Annotated in this window: 17 protein-coding genes and 1 pseudogene; 9 read left to right on the top strand and 9 right to left on the bottom strand. The window is 63.5% G+C overall.

What is annotated here, in order from left to right; genetic code table 11:
- Nucleotides 1-77: 77 nt before the first annotated feature.
- Nucleotides 78-1280: a DNA sulfur modification protein DndB gene (locus tag ACIBI9_RS40065; protein ID WP_397230345.1), complete on the bottom strand. Its 1203-nt coding sequence runs from the start codon at nt 1278-1280 to the stop codon at nt 78-80.
- A gap of 877 nt (nt 1281-2157) precedes the next feature.
- On the opposite strand from ACIBI9_RS40065, the gene ACIBI9_RS40060 reads away from it, so the two are divergent.
- Nucleotides 2158-4218 carry a hypothetical protein gene (locus ACIBI9_RS40060; protein ID WP_397230343.1) on the top strand — a complete coding sequence of 687 codons (2061 nt, stop codon included), beginning with the start codon at nt 2158-2160 and terminating at the stop codon, nt 4216-4218.
- A 500-nt stretch (nt 4219-4718) separates the two neighbouring features.
- Nucleotides 4719-5822 (top strand): MrcB family domain-containing protein, encoded by a 1104-nt coding sequence (locus tag ACIBI9_RS40055; RefSeq protein WP_397230341.1) that lies wholly within the window; start codon nt 4719-4721, stop codon nt 5820-5822.
- A gap of 427 nt (nt 5823-6249) precedes the next feature.
- Here the strand turns inward: ACIBI9_RS40055 and ACIBI9_RS40050 are convergent, their stop codons facing one another.
- From ACIBI9_RS40050 to ACIBI9_RS40040, 3 genes are all read right to left on the bottom strand, one after another.
- Entirely contained in the window at nt 6250-7842 is a 1593-nt protein-coding gene (locus ACIBI9_RS40050) for a hypothetical protein (protein ID WP_397230338.1), read from the bottom strand.
- 16 nt (nt 7843-7858) lie between these two features.
- Nucleotides 7859-8608, bottom strand: a complete 750-nt coding sequence (locus ACIBI9_RS40045; protein ID WP_397230336.1) for a hypothetical protein — start codon at nt 8606-8608, stop codon at nt 7859-7861.
- Nucleotides 8609-9120: 512 nt separating this feature from the next.
- Nucleotides 9121-11007 (bottom strand): DUF2075 domain-containing protein, encoded by a 1887-nt coding sequence (locus ACIBI9_RS40040; RefSeq protein WP_397230334.1) that lies wholly within the window; start codon nt 11005-11007, stop codon nt 9121-9123.
- Nucleotides 11008-12351: 1344 nt separating this feature from the next.
- Here ACIBI9_RS40040 and ACIBI9_RS40035 point away from each other — a divergent pair.
- A pseudogene (locus tag ACIBI9_RS40035) lies at nt 12352-13044 on the top strand (RtcB family protein); the annotation flags it as partial.
- Here the strand turns inward: ACIBI9_RS40035 and ACIBI9_RS40030 are convergent.
- The gene (locus ACIBI9_RS40030) at nt 12941-13480 is read right to left on the bottom strand and encodes an archease (protein WP_397230630.1); all 540 of its coding nucleotides are present in this window, start codon (nt 13478-13480) and stop codon (nt 12941-12943) included. The pseudogene ACIBI9_RS40035 and the gene ACIBI9_RS40030 sit on opposite strands and share 104 nt — an antisense overlap.
- 588 nt (nt 13481-14068) lie before the next feature.
- Here ACIBI9_RS40030 and ACIBI9_RS40025 point away from each other — a divergent pair.
- On the top strand, nt 14069-15319 hold the full coding sequence (locus ACIBI9_RS40025) for a PP2C family protein-serine/threonine phosphatase (protein ID WP_397230332.1): 1251 nt from the start codon (nt 14069-14071) through the stop codon (nt 15317-15319).
- A gap of 164 nt (nt 15320-15483) precedes the next feature.
- On the opposite strand, the gene ACIBI9_RS40020 is transcribed toward ACIBI9_RS40025, so the two are convergent.
- Both ACIBI9_RS40020 and ACIBI9_RS40015 read right to left on the bottom strand, forming a co-directional pair.
- Nucleotides 15484-15690, bottom strand: a complete 207-nt coding sequence (locus ACIBI9_RS40020; protein ID WP_394496440.1) for a cold-shock protein — start codon at nt 15688-15690, stop codon at nt 15484-15486.
- Nucleotides 15691-16052: 362 nt separating this feature from the next.
- Nucleotides 16053-16295, bottom strand: a complete 243-nt coding sequence (locus ACIBI9_RS40015) for a hypothetical protein (RefSeq protein WP_397230329.1) — start codon at nt 16293-16295, stop codon at nt 16053-16055.
- A gap of 1044 nt (nt 16296-17339) precedes the next feature.
- On the opposite strand from ACIBI9_RS40015, the gene ACIBI9_RS40010 reads away from it, so the two are divergent.
- The 5 genes from ACIBI9_RS40010 (at nt 17340) to ACIBI9_RS39990 (ending at nt 23236) form a co-directional block, all read left to right on the top strand.
- Nucleotides 17340-19664, top strand: a complete 2325-nt coding sequence (locus ACIBI9_RS40010) for an ATP-dependent Clp protease ATP-binding subunit (RefSeq protein WP_397230327.1) — start codon at nt 17340-17342, stop codon at nt 19662-19664.
- A gap of 261 nt (nt 19665-19925) precedes the next feature.
- A complete protein-coding gene (locus ACIBI9_RS40005; RefSeq protein ID WP_397230325.1) occupies nt 19926-20153 on the top strand; it encodes a hypothetical protein in 228 nt (75 codons plus the stop codon).
- Nucleotides 20154-20784: 631 nt separating this feature from the next.
- Nucleotides 20785-21210: a hypothetical protein gene (locus ACIBI9_RS40000; RefSeq protein ID WP_397230323.1), complete on the top strand. Its 426-nt coding sequence runs from the start codon at nt 20785-20787 to the stop codon at nt 21208-21210.
- A 940-nt stretch (nt 21211-22150) separates the two neighbouring features.
- Nucleotides 22151-22774, top strand: coding sequence for a DUF5994 family protein (locus tag ACIBI9_RS39995; RefSeq protein WP_397230321.1), 624 nt, complete (start codon nt 22151-22153; stop codon nt 22772-22774).
- A gap of 138 nt (nt 22775-22912) precedes the next feature.
- Nucleotides 22913-23236, top strand: a complete 324-nt coding sequence (locus ACIBI9_RS39990) for an STAS domain-containing protein (protein ID WP_397230318.1) — start codon at nt 22913-22915, stop codon at nt 23234-23236.
- Between the two features lie 875 nt (nt 23237-24111).
- Here the strand turns inward: ACIBI9_RS39990 and ACIBI9_RS39985 are convergent.
- A complete protein-coding gene (locus tag ACIBI9_RS39985) occupies nt 24112-24261 on the bottom strand; it encodes a hypothetical protein (protein ID WP_397230316.1) in 150 nt (49 codons plus the stop codon).
- Nucleotides 24254-24541 (bottom strand): hypothetical protein, encoded by a 288-nt coding sequence (locus ACIBI9_RS39980; protein ID WP_397230314.1) that lies wholly within the window; start codon nt 24539-24541, stop codon nt 24254-24256. Before ACIBI9_RS39980 ends, ACIBI9_RS39985 begins: the two co-directional genes overlap by 8 nt.
- Between the last annotated feature and the right edge of the window lie 1158 nt (nt 24542-25699).

Below are 25699 nucleotides of genomic sequence, written 5' to 3'. Positions count from 1 at the left end.
AAGTATGCGACGCCCCGAGGCGCTACAAAGGGCGCCACTCCCGGTAAGAGAGGCGCCCTCAATAGCCCTGCGATCATTTACAGAGTGGTGGGCGCCTTTTTGTACCAGCTGGTAATAGTCCGCACCAGATGGACGATGTTCTGTGTCCGCATGATGGGTGCTGCGGCGTTCGGCTCGAAGTCGACGCTCGCCTCGGTGGTGCGCCAGATGCTGGTCTCTGCGACCGGTGCGGCCATGTGCGGGTCGAGGCGCTTGAAGAACTCTGTGATGTCGTCGAGTTCCGCCGGATTGTCGCCCGCCCGAAGTTCGCGGAACACACCACCTAGGACGCGCAGCATACCCACCGAACCGAGCAGTGAGGTGCGGCGCAGCTGCTGAGCCATGGTGAGTTCGTCGGCCTTACGTTCCTGTTCGAGATCCTCCTCGGTGACGGCAGAGAGATCGGCAAACGCGTTGGAGATGACATCCAGAAAGTCCTTGACCTGCTCGATCACTTCCCCGTCAGTCAGAGTCTGCTCTGCCTTCTTGCTGATGCGGCCGCCTGCGCCAGCGATGACGGCGCGGGTGATGTCGGCCACGTGCTTGGCGCCCATCAGGTTGGGGTTCTTGGCAGTCATGCGGTCTTGCTCGGCGTCCACCCGGCCCTTAAGGAGCGGATGGTCGATGACGTCAGACAGAGTGCGGTTGGCGACCTTGTAGCTGTCGAAGCGGGCACGGACGGCGCTGCTGATGCCCTTGGCGTTGTCGGCGACGTCGACGAACATCTGCTGCGCCTTGATGGGGTCCAGCTCCACGTAGATGTCGAGTCCGACGTGCTCGGCCTTCAGTCGGTTCATCTGACCGATGAGCTTCTCGCGTTCAGCCTTGAGCTTGGCCTCCTTTTCGGGGCTCACCCTGCGCGCCATCTCACGGTCTACGGCAGCGATGGCGTCCGTGATGCGCTGCTTCTCAATGGAGACGCCGAGCACGCGGTGCTGGCCATCGATGGTGCGCAGGGAACCGATACCACCGAGCGCCCACGGGACGGTGAGATAGCCTACAGCGCCCTGCTCGTCGACCTTCTCGAAGAAGCATCCACCACTGTCACGAGCCAGAAGCGCCGGGGCGACCCAGTCCTGCTTGCTGTCGAGATACTCGCCAAACTGCTTCGCGTGAAGGCGGTCGACCTTCCGGTTGTCCTTGTCGACGTTGTTCGGATCGGGGACGGGGAGGATGGTAGGGAGGTCGAGGAGCGGAACGCGGATGGAGTAGACCGCGCGCCCGCCCTGGACAGTCTTCATGGCCAAGTACGTGCTGGAGTCCTGCGGCTTCGACAAACGCAGAGGATCGACATCGATGCTAATGACAAGCTCCTATCCGATCAGCCACATGCTTGGTGGACGCCGATAAGAGCTAAAGAGTAACGGGAAGAAATAGGCAGCGTCAGCCAATTCTCAAATTGATCTTCCACAGATCTGCATTATAACCAGATGTCCATTAAGTGCTATTAGAAGATTTTATGGGAAGCTATACACCAAGAAGGCCAGGCTGTACTTTTCGCACCATTAGTTCCCGAGTATGCCGAAGCGAGAAATACGCTATTTGTGAGCTTTAGGGCGGATTGGGTAGAAGCAGCCTCGGTCGTCAGGTCTACATCAGCTGCCGACGCGGAACCCATGAACTTCAAAGCCCGGGGACATCTGCGGCTCGATCAAAGGCGCCTACAGCGCCCACCACCATGTTTCAGGTAACCAATCCACGTGCCTTAGGTTCACCATCCTGCGCTCTCCTTACAGCGGACGTAGTGGCTGCCGGCGCCTCTGGCACTCAGGTCTATCCACCCTCCGAATTTCCGCTACATATGGGACCGGAACATGCTAGACATTCCTCGAGCGCGCCTGTACTGAACTCGGCGCCCACAGCGTTGTGCCGGAGCTCATCCGGAGTGCGCAGCCCACGTGCTCGTCCATGGCTCACGACCATGCGGGACACCGGCCATGTGGGGTCCCGGCAGTTGGCGGTCGAACGACACATGCCGCGGCAGCGGATCGTGATTCCTCGACGGCGCCGGCCCAAACTTTCGGGCGGAGCCCACTCCCAGCGGTCGCAACAGCCGCTGGTCGGGTGCGCCCTGCCACCGTCTCATCGTGGGCCGGACGCCAACGCCAAGGGACTCCCATGTCGGAGAAGAGAACGTCTGTGTTCCCAAGCGCCCCGCCTGCCGAATGGCAGGGCCGCTTCGTTGACGCAGTCCTCGCACTCCCATCCGCTAACCTGCCGCGAGGCGCAGTCGAGGCGATCGCGCCGTTCGTGCCTCAGCCCAAGAACCTGCTTCAGCACTCCACCACCGCCAGCCCCTGGCGGTTGCGACCGGAGCTGATCAAGACTGTCACCACCAGCGCCGGCACGATCACGATCCTTCAGCTGCAGGTCCACGGCGCGGCTGGCAGCGTCTGGGAGAGAAACGAGCGGCATTCCTCAGCTTGGCGGTCAGCTGCCGACCCACAGGGCGACCATGATCTGCCGGCGCTGCCAGCACTGCGGACCTGGACCGGCATAACAAGCAAGGAAGTCGAGCAGGCGTACGCCGCTCTTCGCGCCGAGGTGGACTCCCTCAAATACCTCGTCTCAGTGATCGAGAGGGCCGGGAACGAGCTGGAAGTCAGCACCGGAAGTCGACCGTACGACCTTACCGAAGACCTCGCCCTCAATGGTCAACTGGAGCCGTGCCTCTTGGTAGCGCAGCAGTACGTGCTGCGCGAGCCACCAACTGGCAACGACGAGCGGGCCTCATTCTGGACGTGGGCTGCGGTCCGCGGCAACAACCGCACATTAGCTCGGCAGGAGCTTCTTGGCCTCACCTCGGCGGAGGTGGTCACAGGCGTCCCCGCAGCCAAACTGGGCCTGCCGGACAACGCAAATGTGCTGGTCAACCCGTCATTCTGGATCAGCAGGCTAGCCGACAGGCTGAATCGGGAGCTGCGCGAGGCCGAAGCCGCCGGGTCCAGCGAGGCTATAGCTTACCGGGCGCGCAAAGTCGCAGTTGTCGAGGCCGAGTTGGTGATCGGAAGCGACACCCCCAGCAGGCTTTACCAGATCGTGCAGAGCACCAACCGGCGGGATCACGTGCACCCGCCCCTAGACTTCCGTCCCAACGACAGGGCCCGGGCTGTGGGCCGTTCCGTCATCGCTGCTTACGCGGACGGTGGACTGATCAGTGACATCGAGGCCGAAGTGCTCATCGGCGACCGGCCGGTGACTGCACTGCCGGACATGCCAGGCCATGCGTCGATCTCCGTCCAGCGCGATGTTCGTTCCATGCGGCTGCTCGAGGCACTCTTCCCATCGATCGAACAGGCGGAACGCCGGGAGAAGATCAGGTCGGTGCTCAGCGAGCCTGCCCCGTCCCAGCTCAGCGCGGTCCATATGCGGCAGCGGCTAAGGGCGTGGTCGGCGCTCACCTCGGTCAGTTATCCCAACCCATGGAACCCGCGGGTAGCCGATGTGTTGCGGCCCTCGGCCGCCAAGGACGGAGTCAGGCTGTCCGGAAGGTCGCTTCCCGATCTGCTGAACGCTGCTGAGACCGACCACCAGGCATTCGAAGAGCTTGTTGTGCTCAGGGCGCCCCACTGGCTGGCCGCATTCGACATCATTGACGCCGATCGAGGGTCGATGGGGGCACAGCAACTGCGTATGGATGCCGCCGACCCACATGACGACTCGGCCGAGTCTGAGCGGCGGATCCGGCGCAGCGTCACCAACGCGATCGCCGCGATGCGCGCCGACCGCGCGCGGACTGTCGGCCTGCTTCGCGAGCTGGCTGCGGCTATGGACGAAGGCCGGGCTCCTCAGCCCGTAGACCCGGACGGACGGCCGGAATCGGAGAGCACCCCCGCGAGCCAGGCCTGGTTCGACCGAACCTTTCCCAAAGCGGTACGGAGTGTGGGCCGTCCGTCCAGCGTCCGGATGGAGATCGCGGCGGCTCCTGAAGAGACCGACTCCGCCGCGGTGGAGCGCCTGCGAGGGGAATTAAGCGCTCTGCTGGACAGCATCAGGGAGAGCATCCGCAGCGTTCCGGAGGTCGCCGAAGAGATCCGCGAGCGAGCCCGCGGTGCAGGCATCGCGCGGCCGCTCACCCGGACACGGGCTGACGAGATGGTGGTGCAACTTGCCCAAATGGTCAGGGCCATGCGCGAGTTGCCGGACGTGATCCTCTCGCTGGCGGACACCGAAGAATGACCGAGTCCCGCCCATTTCTGCGGTTCTCCCCCGGCAGTGAGAACCGCAGGAGTCTGGCCGCGCACCGCGCTGTACCCTCGCGAGGGGGTACCGAGTTGGGCAGCCAACCAGACAGTTGGAGGTTAGACGCGGCGGGGTCGAGTCCCATACCCAAGGCGCCTTAAAATCCACTATGCACCGTGCGTATCTGCCGTGTTCAAGAGACAAATTCACCAGTCGGGCACACTGTGATTCCCACAGCTCACGCAGAAATTCCGGTTCCAGGGCCCGTTCGAGCCACAACTGTCACACTGCGAGCTCCAGTGGGACCCGATCGCGCCACCAGTGCGCCCATAGCGCGTGGATTCCGCGATCGCCATGTCATCTTGGATGTCGGGCCGTCACGGGGCACACCGGCTGCCCGTGCCAATGCGACCCGCGCTGTAGCCGACTGCGGGTGATCAAAATGTCGCATTTGAGCTGCTATCTTCGCTGGAGACATCCAGTCGAAGGAGCCAGTAGTGGATCTTCGTCAACTGATCGCCCGGATTGCCTCAACGTACGACGCCGAACTCGATACGCAGAGCGAGGCCCAGAGACTCCTGAGGGGTGCCCATCGAAAGATGGCCGCATGGCTGCCGGACTCTCGTCCCGACTATGTCGTCAAGGGCAGCGGTGGCCAGGGCAGCACCGCCTTCGTCCCATGGATCGCGATCTTCAACGAAAAGGAGACCACAAGTGCCCAGAATGGCGTCTACGTCGTCTACCTGTTCGTCATCGAGTACGGCACCGTTATTTTGAGCCTAAATCAAGGGTCTGAACGCCTTGTGAAGCGGCTTGGCACACGCGCCGGCCGAGCCAAGATGGAGACCTTCTCCAAGAACATCCGAGATGCACTACCCGCTAAGGCCTGGGAGGGCCTAGAGGAGACGATCCTGCTTCCAGACAGCGCGCAACGACCGAAGCGCTACCAGTATGGCAATATCCTCGCTCACACCTACAAGGCCGACGGCCTACCTTCCGTCGAAGTCATGAAATCCGATCTCGACCATTTTCTCACGCTGTACGACCTCGCGCTAGACGCCAAACGCCACTTGTCCGCCGCCGGCCGTGAGATGCCAATCACGCCCAATGCGCCAACAACACCCACTCGACAGGTCGACTTCCAACCTGCGTTTAAGCCGAAGAACAACGCCGACTACGAGCAGTTCATCCATGGCGGGTTGATCCAAAAGGGCCGGACACACGAAACGCTCCTCGAGCAATACGGCCACTACTTGGACCGCTGTGGCTTCATCCCAGCGACGAACGTGCATCCTCGAGACATGCTCGCCCTCAGGGACGACATCACTTGGCTCATCGAGATCAAGATTGTTAGAGGCGGCAAAGGCATGGACGCGGCTCGAGAAGCCCTGGGACAGCTACTCGCGTACCGATATCTACACCACAACAACAATCAAGCTGTTCAACTTGTCGCGGTTTTCAACGAAACCGTTGGCGGCCTCAGTGTCGGACTCCTCGACGCCCATAAGATCGCCGTCGTCTGGAGGCATGACCACCAATGGTGGGGCACTCAGCGCGCCTTTTCCGATCGGCTCTGTGAGGCGGTGAACATGTCCGCGTAGCCCCCGGAAACACAGGGGGAGCCCAGATCGCCAACTGATCTATCTGAGTCCTCCAGTTTGGAAAACGGCTTACGAAAGCTTACCTGTCCCGCACGCTGGGTTGGGGTCATCGCCAGAGCTTCCCGATAGAGTTAGGTCCGAATGACCTAGATAATCAATACGGATTGGAGACCTTCCGTACGTGCTCCGTAGAATTTCTACGCTGCTTCAAGCTCCCAAGCCTCACTATTCTTCAATGACCGCTATCGATTACCGACAGCCCGAAGCAGCCGTGACAATGGTCAGCCTGCCCTCAATAAACCTTCTCTCCGGGCGCGCCGGACCGAGACATCGATCGAAACCTTCCAGGACTTTGATCAGCTACTTCGACGCAACCCGCACACCCGCAACATGAGGGCAGCCGGCATATATATCATGAGAACGCTGTTCAGCCGGAAAGATACTCCAGAACAGCCGCTTCTGCAGAGTTTCGCATCTGCCGAGACCTCTTCGGGCCAACATAATAAGCCTGCATAAAGTCCTCTTCGTCAGCAGCGAGCACCTCCCCGATCGTCTCAAAGCCCAAGCTTCGAAGACTTTTTTGCTGGAAGTCAGTTAGATCCAGATACTTAATTGACGCCTTGAGTTGCGCATAGAGCGCTTGATTCCCTTCCGTCAGCCCATCTACCGAAAAGGACTTGAGTTCGCGGAATTCGGGGTGATTGGCCCCATATTCGGCAAACCGTTTAATGGATAGACTAGAGCGAATCTCTGCACCAAATGAGATGGGATCCGCATCAAGCGAAGAGAGGCAACCCAAATTGACCATATATCGAGTCCCTATCTCGCTACGGGTCCCTTTGACGCCAGATACCCCTTCTTGAAGGATGCCACTATAAGACAACAGGCGAAGTGCCTCCCGCACCGCATGAGGCGCATCACGATGCACCCACACGTAGGAACTCGTACCCGCCGCAGCGGACCTATTTCTCGCGTGAAGAGTAGGGAGGACACTGTTTTCGATGAAACGCCTCCCCCAGTCAATTAGCGGCAGATGGCCAGGGTATCTCTCAGATAGGGCTGAGTGCTCTGCCCAGATCTCTTCTCGATAATACTCCTTGATTACATCTTGTACGTTCCTGCGGTTAAAGCTCGGCGTACGGTCCATCGTTTTGAGCAAGGTACGTGGATTGCCGGTTGCACAATAGGCTAGCGCGTCAAACAGCTCTCCATTTTTGGTAATGATCGCTCGAAGGGACGCGTCTTGCTTATAAACAAGCTTCCGCATGTTGAGAGCGTACTCTGGCTCCGAAATCACACGATCGACGCTGAGGGTAGTCGCATCGTGAACAGGCTGAAAGGAGTCACCATACGCCGTTGCCCCTGGATATACAGCCGCTTTGACGGCCACAAAAGGACTTCTCAAGTCCCGCATCAACGTGAAGAACTGACGCTGCTGCTCAGGCATGAAGACATGCGCCGCCTCGTCAACAAATAGGCATATTCGTTTGAGGTTTGCATACCGACACAGATCTTCGATTGCGTCTCTGAGAGTATCCGAGTCAGGCACATCCTCAACCTGAGCCGAGCCTGTAGAACCTTGGTAGGAGTTTTCTAGCGCCTTCTCGACTCGCTCCATCTCTGATTTGCCACCGGCGGGCTTCTCTCCTTGGATGGCGACTATGGCGGACGTGGAGGGTAGGGTAAGGCCGAATTCTGTTGACGCACGAACTATGGTGTTACAAATCTTTGACATCATCCAAAGCAGAAATCGCTCTGGAGTATTGGCCCGGACAAGGCTGGCTCGCGCGAACGTGATATACACCGGAAGGATTCGGTTTTCTTCGAACGAATCCACCAATTCGGCTTGAGCGGCTCTCATGAGAAATGACTTACCAACACCCCGACTCCCCTTGAGGATGATCGGCGCTCGACCTTTCAGAGCGTTAATAAGCTGCCTATCTGTATCCGATTCTACCAGATAAGATAGAACGTCCTCTTGCCTGATGTCTTCCGTGCGAAAGAAAAGATCGCCTGCCACGGCGCAAACCTACCTTCTAAGCGGGAAGTCCAATGGTTGTCCGAACAGATGGGATGTGACTGAATGAATGCTCAATTACCGAATGGAGCGCTCCTTTATCGTCGCCCGGAAGCAGCTCTTCTGCATAACGACAGTAAAGCAGGTAAAGAACCGCAGTTGCGGCCTTCTTTGCCGTCTCTGCCCAATCGCTGAGCACAGGCTCTGCATATGCGACAGTTTGCGGTAGTCTACTAGTAACTGACGCCTTCCCGTGAACAAATTGAGAGCAGTGACGAAAGCAGGAAGCAGCCATATCTGAATAGACGTGCGCCTGTTCTATAGCATCTTCTTTAAATTCTCGCACAAACGATTTAGATAGCATTCCTTCATCGGCACTCAAGGCCTTGGACCACGAAAAGTCATACCGATCCGACAACCACTTCCTTCTCTGGAGCTCGTTGGCAGAGAAATATACTGATGCGAAGCTTAGTTCGAGAAATAGACGAACACCATCATAGGCTAGACGATAAAGCCCTGACGATGCGGCGTATGTTGCATAACCAAACTCTTTGCGGGCGTCCCTCAATAGAGAGGATTCAGGTCTGGAAGAGATCATTTCCTCATAAACCTGTACATCAAGCTCGAGCCTAACCAGTCGGCCTATTGACGCCGACATATTGGCTGCAGATGCCTGGATCACCTCACCTGTGCTCGAATGCAGAGCTAACAGCTGCTCGCGAATAACTCCCATATTTCCCGCATCTGCAAGCAAACCCTGGCGATCCATGACTGATCCTCTAGTCTAATATCGAAGTAGTCCTCCGCTTAGGCATATTGTGCACCAAGATTGGAGCTCTGTCGCGGCAAATTCAGAGCTTCTAAGCTCTCGTTGTCAACGACGTGGCCAGTTGGGCTCGGTGCTGAGAGCTGCTCTGCCCGCCCGACTCCGGCAGCCGGGGCTACCGCCGACCTGTCGGCCATGCAGTTTGACCTTCAGGCGCCATCATCGTCCGGCGGAGATCGAATCGATGAGGTCCTGAGCAGGAGCGGTGCGAGCTTGTCTTACAGGGTCCATTCCGACGCACCGAAGAGCACTCCACACGGCGAACCGTCGATGTGCCATCTCCCAGGAGACGTGGATGGCTAATCGGGCGGCCGTCCCGGTCTCACCGAAGTCGCCCGGGTAGTCGACTTCGGTGAAGATGGGACATGGGCGGGATGATCTTCTATGTGGTGCAGGCATTGCGGGACGTTAGTGCAGCTCACGTCACATACAGCAGCCGTACAGCCCCCACACTCCTACCGCGGAGCGTTCATGGGCACGCCGTCATAGTCGAGCAGACGAGCACCAAGCTTGGCCAGCATCACGTTGGTGGTGCGGTCGACGGAGTACAACACGGTGCCTCGCATACCGCGGGTAGCAAGCACCCGGTAGGTGTTGCGGACCAGGAAGTCGAAGTCCAGCGCGTTCTCGACCGCCCTGTCGCGGTTCTGGCTGATGTCGGCCTGCCAGCCTCCGTCGCGCCAGACCAGGTCTGGGCCGAAAATTACGCCTGCCCAGGCGTACTCGAAGCCCTGCGCAGTATAGATGCAGCCGATCTGGCCGCGGCCGCCTGGGTGTGTCGCCCAGAGCGTGTGCGGCGGCTTGTCGCCGACCCACTCGTCCCCCTTGGCGTTCCACGGCCGGTTCCAGCCGTTAATGCGGACGTTGTCGGCGAGCGTGCCGTTTCGAGGGAACGACCAGGGCCAGCAGAAGCCGGCCGCGATACGGGCACTGCTGTTGGTCTCGGCGGCGCGCTTGTTGAGGAACTTCTCCATAGCCTCTGGGGTGGGGGCGACGTACAGCTCGTAGTTCTCCAGCGGCCGCCACCGCCGCGGCGGCTCTCCGGCCACCAGGCCGAGTAGCTGCTCGACCCAGCGGATGTATTCCGGGTCGCCGCCGCAGCGGAACTGGCTGCGCAGGTCGATCCGCAGGACCTCGTGCTTCATCTCCTTGGCCGCATTCTCAATCAGCTGGATGGTGCCGTCTTCGCCAGGGCGCACCACCTGATGCTCGTCCAGCAGGAAGACGGGCACGTCCGCCGCCTCGATGAGCTGCTTGACCTGGGACGGGCCCGTGCCGGATGCCTGGCGCCTGAGCCGGTGCGCCTCGTCGGCGATGAGCACGTCCAGCTTCGAGCGGAGGGTTTCGAAGCTGTTGAAGTACCGGAAAATGCGCCTGGCGCGCGTGTCCTCGCCGGCGTACTCCCACAACGTGCGGGTGAAGGAGCGGCTGCCGGTGGCGTGCACGACCTTCAGCCCGTCCTTGCTGCACGCGGCCAGCAGCTCCAAGGCGATCACGCTCTTGCCGGTGCCAGGGCCGCCCACGATCAGCACGACCCGCTTGTTGCCCCGGCGGCTCGCCGCCAACTGGGCCTTGACGTACTCGACGGCTATGCGCTGCTCGTCCAGCAGGGGGAAGACGGAGCGTCCGCGCACGCTCTTGTTGACCGCGGTCATCAGGCTGTCGGTCGGTGACACGCGGGCGGACAGTAGGTCGTGGGCATGCTCGAGTGCCATTTCGCCCGAGAGGGTCTTCGTGAGCATGGCCGCGAACCGTTCACGTTCCTCCAGTTCCTGGCCGTACATCTGCGTGCGCTTCGCGCCGCCCTCCAGCTCCTGGCTGTCGCCCTGGATCGTCTCGAGGACCGCGGCGGGCATGTTGTGCAGGTTGACCAGGCTCATCACCTTGGCGGTCCGGAGCATCGGCACGAAGTCGCGCAGAACCTGCCGGTACCCGTCAGCCTGGACGGCCGGGTGCAGGCGCGGGTTGCGGCCAGGCGCGTTCGGCACGTGCACCATCTGCGTGCCGCGCACCGGCCGGACCTGCGACCACTGTTTGTTCTCCACCACCACGACGCAGATCTCGCCGGTCTCGCGCTCGCTTCCGACCAGGACGATGTCCATGCGTACGTCGCAGATCGGCGCGGTCAGCTCGACCAGCACCTGCACGTCTTGCAGGCCGGCGCTGATTAGCAGGTCGACGACGGTGGGGATGCTGCCGCCCCACGAGGCGCTCTCGCTCTCTCTCGGCTTCGCGCCGTGCATCGCGACGAAGCGTCGGCGCAGTTCCTCGACCAGATGACCTTGGACGATGATCTCGGCGAGTTCATCGGCACTGCCCTGATACAGACAACGCAACGCCACGAGAGCGCTCCTTGGGAACGACGGCCGACGCACGGTCAGCAGACGGACGGGGGGCGAAGGGTGGTGCGAGCCGTACTGTAGCGATCATTGCTGACAGATTAGGACAGATCAGGGCAGCACCCGTGCGCAGATATAAAACTGGCGTCTCCACTGGCCGAACCGCGAACCCGCCCATCTCCCCTCCCAGGAGGTGGGTGGAGCGTGCCTACCTGCGATCAGGCGGCCGTCACAGTGACCCTGCCGTTCAGCAACGCGTAAACCTCGTCAGGTCCTGCGTACGGGCCGGCAGCGACGACTGCCGCGGCGGCATTGTCGTCGGCCATCTCCGTCTGGAGCCCAGCACGGAGGGTGCCATCAGTGAGGTGCAACTCCACTTGGTCGCGGTAGAGGTAGGCGGTGCGCCACCAGGGAAGGGTGACGAAGAGTGAGTCGCCGCCAGAGAATCGAACCGCCCCGCCACCCTGGAAATGGCTTAGCAGAAGGGGCCTCGGCGGCGCTCAGCCGGAGCTTGGCAAGCACCGCCTGAAGGCGCGCGGTGCAGTCCAATGTTGTCGGCGGTCAGGTGCGGCGTCAGCGGCAGCCTGAAAGCTTCGATGAGCAAGTGCAGCCTGGTTGTCAGCCCGCCGCGAGACCGTCCGGGCGCATGCCGCTTGTGGGGACATGCACGGGATGATCTTTGGGGTGGCGCACGCCGCGCGAGGCATCTGCCGAGCTCAGAGGGTGCATCCCAGCTGTACAGCCTCCGCCCTCCTAAAGCGGGTGCCGCAGGTTCGAATCCTGCCGGGGGCACTCACCTAGATCGGCATTTTTGGCCCCTGACCTGCGGTTTCATAGCCGCAGGTCTTTGCTTTGCGGACCTTGATAGGCAGCCGACGGTGCCCGCATGCAGCCATAAGACCATGATCAGGGGACATATGCGGGATGATCTTGAAGGCGTTTCCCCAGGTCAGACCCTAATTCTGGCCTATCTGGGCCTCCGGCAACCCGCTACGACCGCCCGGGCATGGGACGAACACGGCCGTTGATCGTGCCAAATACGTGCGTAAATCCGAGCGTCCTTGCCGATGAGTTCGTCGTGAGCCACCACAGCCGTAGGACGGTGGCGAGGTAGTTCAGGCTCGTACGGGGCAGATCCCGTCAACGATCAGGTCAGCCCGGCCACCGTTGAGGTCGTCGGCGCGCCGCTTGCCCATGACCAGGCTAGGCGTGGATGCTGGCGACACGGCGGTCTCAGTATGTTCGCATTGAACTGGATGCGCGACTCTCCCGCAGCCACCTCACCGGCGCCGTTCTCCGCTTTCTCGCCGCCAGGAACAACGCCGCCAAGTTGGTGCTGAGGTTCTCGTCGTCCACAGCGGTTCCCGAGGGCTGGGCGAACAGCTCCTGCGAGCGCACACCGAGGTCCACTGCGCGGGCCCTACTCCTGATCCCGACGCCTACCTGGCGATGCACGACGACGCCGTACGCTGGGGATCGCTCAACCGGCGGCTGCTGGCCGCCCGGGTCGCCCATGCCCTGGGGTTCGAGCCCACCGAGCCGATCGTCGACCAGTGCCACAACCTCGTCGAGGTCCGCGACGGGATCTACCTGCACCGCAAGGGGGCAGCGCCGGGTGACGGCCGCGACGTGCTCATCGCCGGTACGCGCGGCACCCCGTCCTACCTCGTGGCCGCCCACGCCGGGCCGGACGCCGGCCATTTCGTGGCGCACGGCGCGGGCCGCAAGATGTCGCGTGCGGACGCTCTGCGCCGGGGGCGGGCCAAGCACACGGTCGAGGAGCTGCGCCGCGCACCGATGGGGTCGCTGGTGGTGTGCGGCGACCGTCAGCTGCTCTTCGAGGAGGCGCCGACGGCCTACAAGCGCATCGAGCAGGTCATCGCCGACCTCGTCCACCATGACCTGGCCACACCGGTGGCCATCACGGTCCCCCTGGTCAACTACAAGACGGCCGACCTCGGGTCCACGCCCCAGAGGGACCACCGGGACCAAAGGGACCACAGATGCTTCGAACCTCCCTGTACATGGTGCGACTGCTGAAACACCGCACGTTAGAGGTCCAGTTGCAGGCGGGCGCGCCACACACCGTCCATGCATCCGAACCGCACGCCGTGCACCGCGACCGCCGCAGGCGCCGTGGCCACGCGCTCGACGGCCTCGACAGCACAGTGGCGAGCCGCACCTCGACCTGGCCCCTGGTCGCGACGGTTCGCTCATCTACCGACACGTCCACCGTCACCCGGCCATTCGCCTCGATCTGGCGGATCACCTCGTCCAACACGGCCACCAGCAGCGCCTCGTCGCTCTCCTCCACCAGGGCGAACATCACGCAGGCATCGGGCACCGCGTCGCCCACCCGGACGCAGCACTCCACCAGCGCCTGTACTGCCTCGGCCAGGCACTCCTCCCTGCCGTCCGCCCACGCCTCCACCGCGACGTCGGCCACCCGCAGGACCGCACGATGCCCCCGCACCATGTGCTCAGCCGTACCCGCACCCGACGGTGTCAGCCACGCACGGGTGACCATGGCGTGGCAGGCTAGGTCAGGCAGCCTGCCTACGGCCGACTCCCGTTCAAGCCAGGTAGCCGATGAGACGCAGGATTTCAGCCTGAGGGATTCGAGCCGAACTCGGGAGCGGAAACATGCGCTCCCGCAGGGCTGTCGACGGCGATGGCCGCCATGACGTGTTCGGCTGAGGCTCGCGTGTTAGCCACGGGTTGTCGCCAAGAGAATGCGGCTTTCACCGGGGAGCCGATTCTCGCCCTCCCCCGACGCCGGGCAAGGCCACAGTGCCGACTAGGTGCGATGTGCGCGAGCAGACCGTACGGTCCATCCGAGACAGGGCGTCGGGCGGGACAGGACCGCGGGCCGCACTCGAGCCGCCAACTCGACGCGGCGTGGGCGGCCTGCGCGTTGAGTGCGACAAGATCGACCTCTGCGGGTGGCTACTTTCACAAGCATCGGTGGGCGGTGAAATTGCTACACCGCCGGGTCCTCTTGCACGTCGGGCACCGTACGGCTCGTGAAAGGATCGTGGTCGGGTGCGTGGGGAGGAGGACGGTGATGGGGCTGGAGGTCCGCGATTATCTGAGCATGCTGTCGGAGGCGTCTGCGGCCATGACCAGCAGTCTGGATGCCGACACCGCACTGCGAAGGTTGTGCAGGATTCTTGTGCCCAGGCTGGCTGACTGGTGCGCGGTCGATCTGGTCGAGGGGGAGACCGTCCGACGGGTGAGTGTGGCGATGGGCGGCTCGGAGGCGCGCTTCGCCCGCATGCCAGGCAAGATCGGGCCGCTGTCGCTGGAGATGGAGGGCCTCCTCCTGCGAATCTTGCGTACGTCGGGTGCGCTGCTGATCCCTGCAGCCGCGAAGACCGAGGGAGAGTTGGCAGAGGCTCGCCTGCGCCTGCATCGGCTGCTTGCCGCCGACTCCGCGATCGTGGCGCCGCTACGGGTGCGCGGAAACGCGCTCGGTGCGCTGACGCTGGCCCGCCTCGATCCGGGTGAGCCCCTGACCGACGTGGATCTGCCATTCGTGGAGGATCTGGCCCATCGCGCCGCTCTGGCCGTGGACAACACCCGCCTGTACGGCCTGCAACACGAGATGGCCACCCGGCTCCAGCACTCCCTGCTGCCCCGGCTTCCCGACATCTGCCCGCTCCGCCTGGCGGCCGGCTATCTGCCCGCCCGGGAGTCGTCGCAGGTGGGCGGTGATTGGTACGACGCGTTCCGGCTCTCCGACGGGACTCCCACCCTGGTGATCGGCGATGTCGAGGGGCATGACATCACCGCCGCCACGCAAATGAGTGAGGTTCGCAACATGCTGCGGGCCCTGGCCTTCGATGGCCGTGAGGAGCCGAGCCAGGTGATGGCCCGCCTCGACTGGGTCCGTAATGGGTTGGACGGGAGCCTGCTCACCACCATGGTGCTGGCCCGTTTGGAAGGCCCGCCTACCGGCCCTTGGCAACTGCGCTGGGCCAATGCCGGGCACCCGGCGCCCTTGCTGATCACCCGGGACGGTGGCACCCGGTTCCTGGAAGCGGGACGTGCGCCGCTGCTCGGCCTGGACCCCAGCCTGTCCCGCACTGACGCGATCGAGACGCTGTCGCCTCGATCGACCGTCCTGTTCTACACCGACGGGCTGATCGAACGCCGTACCGAGCCGCTGGACCGGGGCATGACCAGGCTGCGCAGACAGGCCGGTACCCTGGCTGGCGCCGACGTGCAGACGATCTGCGATGAACTGCTCGCCACCAACGACAAGGCCAACGAGGACGACATCGCGCTGCTGGCCGTGCAGGTTCCGGGCGAGTAGCTGCGGACCGGCGCTGCCAGCGCGGCCCCTGAGGGCCGCCGGGTTGATCGGAGCTCCATACGGCGCAGACGGCATAAGCCGAACACCGACGGGCTGGAGAACATGGCCCTGGCCCGCCCCATAGGTACGGAGCAGGCCAGGACGCATGACGCGCACGTGTCAGGTCAGGCGGGGACGATGTTCTCCGCCTGCGGGCCCTTCTGGCCCTGGACGACGTCGAACGCCACCTTCTGCCCCTCGCTCAGCTCGCGGTAGCCGCCGTTGGCGACGATGTTGGAGTAGTGCGCGAAGACGTCGGCGCCGCCGCCGTCCTGCGCGATGAAGCCGAAGCCCTTTTCCGAGTTGAACCACTTCACGGTTCCGGTTGCCATGCCGATCTCCTTCAGATAAGTGCAGAACAAACGGAATCCGCACCGTGCGGAATCCCGTCTCGCCGCAATGAGCCCATCCGGAATGACCGGCAAAACAAAACGCGCCCGAAGATCACACTCTGTCGGGCGCGCACAAGTCTCTATGGGTACCACAACTGCAACTCTATTCGATCTAGCACACGTTCTGGGAGAGCCTCCCAGTGCAGGGCGACAGTGGGGAGCCACTCCGGCTGCCGCCTACCGCCCATCAGAGGTTTCGTCGCTGTGACTCATAGCGGTCGGAGCAAGGCCCGTGGGGCAGCCGAAGGAGCCATCCGAGCAGCTCGTGAAGGCAAGTGGTCGGCGCCGTCGATGTCACCCTGCTACTCCTCCTTGTGGATCGTGACAGCTTGGATCGCGGTCAACAGAATCGTGTGCACGGGGGATTCGTGTCGTGTAGCAGCGGATCCATGCGCGTACTCATCGAGCACAACAGTATTGCGGGAACGATCCAGTTCGACGACGGCCCCTTTGAGTGACTGACCTCCACGCAGGTGAACCGTCACCCGCTGTTGGTTGCCTTCCACGCTCGACAGCACATACGTCCATACGTCTACGTCCGCCATCAGTCCTCCGTAGGATTATCCAATAACCGGTCACGATCAGCTCCTACGCCTCTGGCGTGAGAAGGGCGTAGGTCTAACGCCAACACCTCTCTGACTGGAACAATGAGCTGACCTGATCGAGTCGGCGTGCGGATTTTCAGCAAAAACCTCCTTACGTCAATTGATATTGTAAACGCTGTGCGGTCACCGCTGAAATGATCTTCGGCGTTGTGAGGCCTTGATTCAGTAAGCGCTGCAGTAGTGTTTGGGCGGGCAGTGGCCGGTCAGCAGGTCGTGCGCATCCAGGCGCATGCTCGCGCAGATGCGATTCCGCCCCCCTGTGATGCGGGGAAACCAGCTCAGCGCGCGCTGAGCTACCATCAGCGCCGCCTGACTGATGACCGAGGGTGGACGACGGCCTGCTGGGATCGTCGAGCGGCGGAAACGACGTCTGACCTTGCCGTGTTCAAGCCCGTAGGGGCGCCCGTAACGATTTCCCGGCCGCTTGTGTCGGTGGTCTCAACGGACGGCCTCAGCGCGAGGCTATCCCGGCCTCACGATCCACCGTGATGCACATAACCCCTCCCCGCTTCCCGCCGGCCTTGCGATCGTCCGCGCCCATGGAGTCTTTGGGGGCGGCCCGTGTCGGCGAGTGCCTCGGCTCGTTCGGCTGCTGGCTGAATCCAGGGCAATCACCGCAATGAGTACTAAGGTGGTAACAAGGCGGAGCAACCGCCGGAGCCCGACGAGGTCGCCCACGCAAATCCATGCCACGGCCGGCAGTCGCCGACTCAGTACGCCGGACGATGTCGCGCGGTGATCACACCGCCCGTTCCGTGGAACGCGTGGGGTCTACCTGGGGGCATCATGGCCGACGGCCGTACACCCGCTGATCGAGCGCGGCTCGGACGAGCCCGTGCGCACCGCCGACAAAGTGCTCTCTGACAGCGGCCGACGATGGCCACGTCCCAGGAACTCCTAACGGCAATCCGATGCGGGTCATTGCCGATTCGGACGATCTGGTCACGCTCATCCGGCATATCCCGCTCCGCCAGGAGGCTTGACATGTTCGAGAAGTTCACCGAGCAAGCGAGGCATGTTGTCGTCCTGGCTCAGGAAGAGGCCAGGACACTCAACCACAACTTCATTGGTACTGAGCACATTCTTCTAGGTTTGATCCACGAAGGTGAGGGCGTGGCCGCCAAGGCTCTGGAAAGTCTGGGCGTCAGCCTTGAGGGTGTGCGCCTGCAGGTCAAGGAGATCATCGGCCAGGGCTTGCCGGCTGAGTCTGAGCACATTCCGTTCACCTTGCGGGCAAAGAGAGTCCTTGAGCTGGCGGTCCGTGAGGCTTTGCAGCTGGGTCACAACTACATCGGCACCGAGCACATCCTGCTCGGGCTCATCCGCGAGGGTGAGGGTGTGGCCGCCCAGGTGCTGGTCAAGCTTGAGGCCGATCCTGTACGTGTCCGACATTGGGTTCTCCAGTCGCTGTCCGGCCGGGGCAGCGACGAGACAGCGGCGACCCACCTTTTCCAGGAGTCGGTCCGGCCGATCTCAGGGATGCTCGATCAGTTCGGCTGTAACCTGACCCTGGCGGCCCGCGAGGGCAAGCTGGATCCGGTCATCGGCCGCGAGAAGGAGATCGAGCGGGTCATGCAGGTCCTCTCCAGGAGGACCAAGAACAACCCGGTGCTGATCGGCGAGCCCGGCGTCGGCAAGACCGCCGTCGTCGAGGGCCTGTCGCAGAAGATCGTCAGGGGCGAGGTGCCCGAGACGCTGAAGGACAAGCAGCTCTACACGCTTGACCTCGGCGCGCTGGTCGCCGGCTCCCGCTACCGCGGTGACTTCGAGGAGCGCCTGAAGAAGGTGCTCAAGGAGATCCGCACGCGCGGCGACATCATCCTGTTCATCGACGAGCTGCACACGCTCGTCGGCGCGGGCGCCGCGGAGGGCGCGATCGACGCGGCCAGCATCCTCAAGCCCATGCTGGCGCGCGGCGAGCTGCAGACGATCGGCGCGACCACGCTCGACGAGTACCGCAAGTACCTCGAGAAGGACGCCGCGCTGGAGCGCCGCTTCCAGCCGATCCAGGTGGCCGAGCCCTCGCTCAGCCACACGATCGAGATGCTCAAAGGTCTGCGGAAGTACTATGAGGCGCACCACGCCGTCTCGATCACCGACGACGCGCTGGTGGCCGCCGCGCGGCTGGCCGACCGCTACGTCAGCGACCGCTACCTTCCCGACAAGGCGATCGACCTCATCGACGAGGCCGGGGCCCGGCTGCGCATCCACCGGATGACCGCTTCGGCCGAAGACATCGTCACCGAGGAGCTGATCGCCGAGGTCCTGGCGACCGCCACCGGCATCCCGGTCTTCAAGCTGACCGAGGAGGAGTCGCAGCGCCTGCTCCGCATGGAGGACGAGCTCCACAAGCGGATCATCGGCCAGGACGACGCGATCAAGGGCCTGTCGCGCTCCATCCGGCGCACCCGCGCCGGCCTGAAGGACCCGCGCCGTCCCGGTGGCTCGTTCATCTTCGCGGGTCCCTCCGGTGTCGGTAAGACCGAGCTGTCCAAGGCTCTGGCGGAGTTCCTCTTCGGCGACGAAGACGCTCTGATCAGCCTGGACATGTCGGAGTTCATGGAGAAGCACACCGTCTCGCGGCTGTTCGGCTCGCCTCCCGGCTACGTCGGGTACGAGGAGGGCGGTCAGCTGACGGAGAAGGTGCGGCGCAAGCCATTCTCCGTGGTCCTGTTCGACGAGATCGAGAAGGCCCACCCCGACATCTTCAACTCGCTGCTGCAGATCCTGGAAGACGGTCGCCTGACCGACGCCCAGGGCCGCGTGGTCGACTTCAAGAACACGGTCATCATCATGACCACCAACCTCGGCACCCGCGACATCTCCAAGGGCATCGGGGTCGGGTTCGCGAAGTCGAATGACGCCGACTCCAACTACGACCGGATGAAGGCCAAGGTGCAGGAGGAGCTCAAGCAGCACTTCCGGCCCGAGTTCCTCAACCGTGTCGACGACATCGTGGTCTTCCACCAGCTCACGCCGGCCGAGATCATCAAGATCGTGGATCTGATGCTCACCCAGGTGGACGCTCGGCTCAAGGACCGCGACATGGGGCTCGACGTCTCGCCCGAGGCCAAGCAGCTGCTGGCCGACCGGGGCTACGACCCGGTCATGGGCGCCCGTCCGCTCCGCCGTACGATCCAGCGCGAGCTCGAGGACTCGCTGTCGGAGAAGATCCTGTACGGCGAGCTCCGGCCGGGGCACGTCGTCAAGGTGACGGTGGACGGCACCGGGCTCGTCTTCACCACAGACAGCGCGCCCGGCGACCTGCGTCAGGGCGTGGCGGCGTGTCCGAACGTCTCGGCCGGCTGACCAGCAAGAACCCCGATCGCGCCGGCTGGCCGGGTCCAGCGCCTGGCGGCGCGACCTGCAGTGTGATGGCTTCGATCTCTGCGAAGGTCAGGATGAGCGCGAGCACTCCGCTCCGGCCTCCGGCCCCGGGGCGAGAACACGGTACGGAATGTCCTCCTAGCAACCAGCGTGCAAGGGCCGAGCCGGGGAGGCGTTCGCGGACCGCCCATATTTCACACAATGCATGTCCATTTAGTCACTGACTGGGCGCATACTGAGACCATGAGGCCCAAAGCCGTGCCCCGGCGACCCTTGCCTAACAGTCCCTTCAACGTTCCGGACGTTCCCCTGCCCCCTGTCGAGCAATTTGTGGCAGGAGATCGGGCGAGCCACGACAAATACGGCCTCGGTCGGGTCATCGCGGTTGAGCAGGATGTTGCCGTTCTCGTCGATTTCGGCACTGAGACGTACCGCATAGCCGCGCCGTACGCCAAGCTCGTGAAGCTGTGACAAGGTCGCGCTCTTCGGCCGGCGCTCGTTCAGCCCTTCAGCGCCCAACAGGACCGTCGAGCGTGGCAACCGCTCCTCGACCGCGCCCCGCGAGGCATGGAGCATGTCCAGATCTGCCAGCTCCACCGCCGCTGCCCTCCCGGACTTCCCCGACGCGATCACTCACGCCTCCGGCACGGTGCGGCATCCTTTCCGGCACAGCTAGGCGTAGGCTGGTCTGGCCTGAGACTTTCCGCATGTCGGCAGCCGCGTTGACATCGCCTCGGTCGTAGCCGGTCCTTCACGCCGGAGACAGGCGGCGCGCCAGATGCCGAACCAACATCGTCTCGTCGCGCCCGTTGCTCCCCAACCGGCCCAGGTGTTCCTGGAGGCCGACCTTGGCCCGAGACGGAACGCTCGCCGACGGCGGCACCGCACACCCGCCGATCGAGGCGATCGGCGTCACGGCTCCGCCCCGTCCTGTACGCCGCCGACGGCCCAGAGCCGAGCCAGGCGCTCCTCGACGCGGCCGGCTGCACCGAGATCGACCATCTCGTGTCCCACGCCCGGCAAGCCCAGGGACCGGCTGACCCAGCCCGCGCCCAGGCAAAGCCTGCAATGACCGGAAGGATCCATTATCAGCGAGCACTCCGTGATCGACGGCAAAGCCTGCCCTGCCCCTCGTCGTGTCATCGAGACCGCAGCCATCGGCACTCGCCATCAATCCCAGGCCGAGATCACCCGATGGACGTGCATCCACGGGCAACATGTCGGTCAGGGCTGTGTGACGTGCTACCAATCCGCGGCCGAAGCCGACCCGGCCTTGCCGTTGTGGAAGGTCGCCGTATGGTTCACCTCCCCACGACCGATCCCGATCAAAGTCCTGCACGACGTGCATCGCCACGGCCGCGACTTCGCGCTCGACCAGCCGTCCACTCCCTTGGTCTTCGTCCTGACCGGCCAGGCCCGAGCCGACCAGGGAGTGGAAGCGGTGGCGGGCGTGGTCGGGTTCCTTCTGCGGAACCGGCACACCATCGATGGCTTCACCGTCACGGAGGTCCACGCCGTCCACGTCTGACGCACAATTCCATTGGCCGCCACGGTAGTTGAGGACCACCACGGCGTGAACGTCGACTCCCATTCAGGCAGGGCGGGCCTCCAGCCAGTCGGTCAGGGCCTGGCGCAGATCCGGGTGACGGGCAGCCGGCGGATATTGCCGCCGTCGCGGCCTTTGCCACGGATGCATGGTTCGCCTCGCGGGCTGCCAGGCGTATGTCGGACGCATCGTGGCCCACGACTTGGGAGATACAAGCCCGCGAGGTAGGGCAGCAGGGGATCCCGGAAGCCATGAGGGAGGGTGAGGACACCGAGGACTTTTCGAGCGTTGGCCGCCCGTGCCACGCTCGGCACCTGCAGCACCCTGGTCGTCGGTGTCTAGGCCGCCTGCGAGAGGCGTTTCTCTGTGCGGCCTGGCGACGCACGCCCTTCCCGGCACATCGCCCGAGGGACGCAGCGGGTCCGATTTCCCGCTCATCCATCCAGACCGGTCACACTACTCGGCCCTGCCGTACATAACGACGAGGTCCAGCCAGTTTTGTTGACCACCAGTGTCCTGAGCGAGGGCTTGTCAGTTGAGCCCTGCTGTGGCGTGGCCTCGAATCTCCGTCAGGCAGAGGGCCCGGACGCCGCACGGCAATTACGCATATGGTCCAGGCCCTGCCTGCGCGCCGGGCCTGCCGCTCTCCGGCCGCCGGATACAGAAGTGTGTCGCCGACAGGTAGCTGTCGATGGGCCGGGCATCGCGGCCATGCTCCAGATGCGGCGCGCGCTCCAGGCGCGGCGGCGCCGCCGACCAGGAGTGGGGCCGCAGGTGACCATATGGAACTAAGGAACCCCGTCCGGAGGATTATGCGATCAACGGCGCCGTAATTCCGGAATCGCTCCGGCAAGTTATCGCTGCAATTCTGGAATCGGACCTTGAGCGGGGTATGGTGGTGGCACCGCGGACATTTCGTGCGTTGGCATTCACGTCGGCGTCGCCCACGGCGGTAGACCGCTTTGGCCCCTTCGCGGGGACCGGACAGGCAGCCATGACGCCGACCATTCTTTCTCACCTAACGCCGATGAGCGCCCTTGCATCCAAGGTTCGGCTTTCCCTGCATCCAAGGTCGAACCGGCGGGCACCTCTAGACGGCGCGTGGTGGCCACGTTCCCGGGACGCCGCCGCCGAACTGCCCGGCCTCATCGCCGCCATCGATCGGCGGCTCGGCCAGGCGACATCACGCGTGAGCCTGCACAGGAGCGCGTGGAATCGGGTTCCGCGCCGCATTCCGGGACGCGGCCGCCAGGTCAGCGTCGGCTGGTTCCGCCACGCCGATCCTCACGTGATCACCTTGACCTTCGCCGACGCCGAGGCGATCCTCCTGCTGGTCATCCCACCGGACACCGCCACTGGCGCCGCCAAGGCCGCCATCAGACTCACCGCTCAGGACACGACCGGCGTCGCCCCCGCCGACATCCTCGCCATCGCACAAATTTCCCCCGCCCAGTCCACGCGTACGACCGACGCCGACGGCTTGACCCGCTGGGAGAACGAAGGCGGGCACATACCGGATTACCAACCCGGGCCGCCTGCCCAATAACTAACCAGCCGGTGCGGTCCGGCCCACGCGCAGCCTGCCGGCTGGATCGAGCTGGTCCCTGACGCCGCCCTCTCGGCGGCCGACCGCTCTCCGGCCGGCAGGCGTCTCATCCCTTCGCTTCTCCGATCGGAGACTCCCATGTCAGTCCTCAACACCACCCCCTCGGCGGGGCCCCGCAATCGGCAGCCCACCACCGTTCGCCTCAGCGGCGAGATCGACATCTTCACCAGCAAGGCCCTGCGCCAGCAGTTGCTGAACGCGCTGCGTCACAGCATCGGCCCGCTCGTCATCGACCTGTCGCAAGTGAGCTTCTGTGACGCCAGCGGTCTGGCTGTACTGGTGGGCATCCAGCGCCGCGCCAGCGCGCGAGGCATCAGTCTGGCCCTTACCGCCCCCCAGCCGTACACGTCCCGGCTGCTGCACATCACCGGCCTGGACCGCAGCCTGCCCATGACGGCGTGAAGCGGCGCCCGTAAAGAGATGTCCAATTCTGCGCTCAGCGTTGGCACCCGCATCTGAAGAGCGGGCACGCCTTGCAAGGCTCCCGCTGCGAATATCGTGCTGACCAGGTCAAACACCCATCAAGCGATAGGCGATGCGAGGTCCTTGTCAAGGAGCCAATGCAAGTCGAGCAGCCACCATATATCGCCCATTAGTAGACATGCTGGACTCGAAACGACTCGAGCTCTCCTAAAGCGGGTGCCGCAGGTTCGAATCCTGCCGGGGGCACTCACCTAGATCGGCATTTCAGGCCCCTGACCTGCGGTTTCTCAGCCGCAGGTCTTTTGTTTTGTGTCCTTGGTAGGCAGCAGGCGGTGCCCGCATGCAACCGTAAGACCATGATCAGGGGACATGCGCGGGATGATCTTGATGGCGTTTCCCCAGGTCGGACCACATTTTAGGCCGCCACGTTCGCCGGTACCCGCTTCCGGCCGCACGGCACGGGGGAACACAGCCAGCCTGATCATGCCGAATACGTGCATAACCTTCGTTTGAAGTTCACATCACCGGGCCAGTACGCGGGCCGCACCGGCGACAACGGTGGTCGCCGGCACCCAGCCAGCCGCGATCAGCCGTAAAAGAGCCACTGCGTCGCTCCCCCTGGGTTGAACGCCGACTGCTGGTCCGCATCGACAATGGGAAGCAGCAGATCAAAAGCATGGATTACGGCGCTTGAGTGCGGAGACTCGCCCAGCTTCAGCGGAGGCGACACCGAGTAGACGACACTGCCGATGGCCAACAGGGCAACGGGGCAGGTGGCTGCCCGCCACAGCTTGTAGCCGACACCGACCGTGACGTCCCGCAGAAGGCCTCACACCCGACCGAGCAGCGGCCGATCACGCTGCTGACAGCTGACGTCGTTCCTTGGCGTACAGGACGGCACGGGCCTCATCGTGCTGACCCTCGGCAATGCAGGAGACGGCGAGCTGTTCGTACGGCTGCGGGTGGAACTCCTCGCCGGACAGCCAGCGCACACGCTCACGCACGGAACACCGCGGCTCCAGCACCGTGTACGTCAGCCCGTCTACAGCCCACGCGCGTCGAGTGCGGCGCCACCGGGATTAGCAAGCACCGCCCCTCAAAGGCCAAATCGAGCGTGATCTGGCTGTCGACGAAACGGACCTCACTGTAGGCCGACATGCCGCCACACACCACGTCCGAGCCGACCTCGTTACGGGTGAAGCGCAGCGCAACGGCGCCCGGCTTGTCGAGTATGACGCCGCCGAGCAGGACCTGGACGTCGGTACGGCTGTTGCGGATGCGCACCTCACCGCAGGTTCGCAGGTAGCGCAGCCGCAGTGGCCCTTGGAGACCTCTCGACCAGAAGACAGACGTCGCGGCCGTTGTCCAGATGCGCGCCCTCCAGGAGAAGGCCACCGCCGACCGTGGCGCCGACGAGAGTGATCCGATCGGCCGCCACGGTCACGCCCGAAGCATCGAGAGAGCCGATGGACGCGCGGTCGAGTGTCAGGCAAGGCCCATCCTCATTACGCAAGTCCGCGCCCGCCAGTCGCAGGCTCCATCCAGCCGAGCGCCGACCAAGCGGATCTCACCCGTGGCCGCGAACCCTTCCATACACCAGACGCCGCCGTTCACAGCCATCCCGCCACCACTCGACGCCGCACCGGCGCGACACTTGTTGGCGTCGGGAGAGACCTCAGACAGGACATTTCCGATGACCTCCTCAATCAGCCCTGCGGGGTCGCTGACCGGCTGCGAGCCGACGGCGGCATGCGCCTGATGAACGCTCACATAGGTGTCAGCCTCAGGCTGAACGGCGCCAGACTGGACCACCGCCTAACGCACCAGCGATGCGGCCCTGTCAATGAACCTGTCGACAGCCTGCCGACCTCGCCCATGCACTTATCCACTTCCTCGAGGGTTACCAGCGTGTGGATGTCAGCAGCGAGTTCCATCGCCGCGCCGGCGAGCCGTAGAGCCTCATCATCGTCCGTGAGCAGGCGTACCAGGCAAAGCGCTTGCCAAGCAGCTGCTCGACTCTGGTTCTGAATCGCCTTGGCCTCCGCGTACGCCTCCGGACTCGCGTCTGCCCGTCTCTTCGCTCCCCAACGTGCCCCCTGCTTTACACGAAGATCTAGAACAGCGCCGGCAAAGGCGCTATAAGCTTTCATGCGCTCCTGACGGAGCCGCTCTGTCCGCGTGAAGCTCTCGGTACGGGCGACCGTCCATCTCTGGAAGAGGAAGGTCGTGAGTGAACCTAGAAGGGTTCCTGCGATAGCGATGAGCGCAGCGAAGACAACCTGCATAACTTCAGTTGAGCACTACTGTGCTCGATGACAAACTCGGCCCTACCGCGAGGTGGGGACACCTTGAGCGCCGGATGATGGAGATCCGGAGACAAGGAGTTCCACGTGGCGATGAAGTCGTACCCGCCGGAGTTCAAGGCGGACGCCCTCGCGTTGT

It is taken from the genome of Nonomuraea sp. NPDC050451 (assembly GCF_044458585.1).
The sequence above is the reverse complement of the archived record's forward strand: the minus strand, read 5'-3'. Positions and strand labels throughout refer to the sequence as shown.